1 pseudogene is annotated in these 453 nt (G+C 41.9%); it reads right to left on the reverse strand.

Annotated features, from left to right (window positions below):
* Nucleotides 1-125: 125 nt before the first annotated feature.
* Nucleotides 126-453, reverse strand: a pseudogene (locus AB4653_RS27615) (hypothetical protein); the annotation flags it as partial.

Raw genomic sequence — 453 nt, forward strand, 5'->3', positions numbered from 1 at the left:
TTAGTTTTTAGTTGCAAAATCAGCCATTAAGGCCAATAGGTCACGAGACTATTAGCCTTTAAGTTACCGTTTAAACAATCGAATTTAACATTTGATCACTGATGGATCATAAGTGTTGAATAGACTTAAAAGCCAAATCGAGCTGACATTAAGAACTGGTGTCCGTAAGTACCGTTATTTCGAAGGTCTATACCTACTGAAAGCTGTTCTGTTGAGTGGAAGCGAGCCCCTACACCGACAATTGAACTCGTGTCGTCGCTGTCGACGAGTTGACCAAGGCGGGCGTTAACTTCAATGTTTGCCAGCAACCAAGCTCTTAAACCAATATTGATTTCAGTTTTAATGTGGTTACCATCATTACGTTCGATGTTGTGCAGTAACATCTGTCCAGTAATATCAGCCAACTGATTAATTGGGCCGTTGAACCCCATACCTACAGCCGCATCCCAATCC

It is taken from the genome of Vibrio sp. 10N.222.48.A3 (genome assembly GCF_041475345.1).
GTDB lineage: Bacteria > Pseudomonadota > Gammaproteobacteria > Enterobacterales > Vibrionaceae > Vibrio > Vibrio tasmaniensis_A.